This is a genomic window from Photobacterium sp. WH24 (genome assembly GCF_019204055.1).
In the GTDB taxonomy this organism is placed as follows: Bacteria; Pseudomonadota; Gammaproteobacteria; order Enterobacterales; family Vibrionaceae; genus Photobacterium; species Photobacterium arenosum.
The window spans coordinates 1-665 of record NZ_JAGSOZ010000063.1 but is presented as its reverse complement, the minus strand read 5'-3'; the positions used below and the strand labels follow the sequence as shown (position 1 = coordinate 665).

The 665-nt window shown below is 39.5% G+C and carries 1 protein-coding gene; it reads right to left on the bottom strand.

What is annotated here, in order from left to right; genetic code table 11:
* Positions 1 to 463: 463 nt before the first annotated feature.
* The coding region (locus tag KCG43_RS21335; RefSeq protein WP_218387485.1) for a hypothetical protein at positions 464 to 665 on the bottom strand (202 nt) is incomplete at its 5' end.

Sequence of the window (665 nt, the reverse complement as noted above, 5' to 3'; positions counted from 1 at the left end):
ATACGACTCATTAAGTGGTTTGTGTTGGATAACCCAATTGGTGCCATTCTATGGCCGAGCTATAAATAAAAACCTTGTCAGTGCCAGAATGATGTTAAATGCGTCCCCACTAAGACACTTTATTGAGAATACAGCTTCAGTGGTAGAACACTATGATCTCACTATGTGCCAAATTCATTTACTCAAGGAGGGGTTATGACTATGAATTATGCAGAAATAATGCTTATCCGATATCAACAAGGACTTAAGCTCCGCCTCGCCATACGATGGGTACTATGGGTCATCCTGGGGACTTTTACTATCGGTTGGTTTAGCAATACCCTATCAGGATTTATGCCGGACTCGTTAAAAAGTATCAACTTTTTGCTTGCTATAGTTGGTACTGTCATACTCGCGTATAAGAGGCCAAGTTTACGACGGTTGCGATTACGGGATCATCGATTGAATAGCAAAGCACAAATTGTCAGACTGGACTTTTTAGCGCGCCGTAAACAAAAGCGAGATGAAGAAAACCAACTAAAAATACTGCATAATCGTTTAAGTCAACGCGATAAGTAATATCAACACTAATAAGAATCGACTGGATCAGAGTTCTTAATTCATACTTTTGACTTTCCTGATGTTGGCATATTTTAGGAATCAGCTGCCGCTTCGTAAGATTTTTT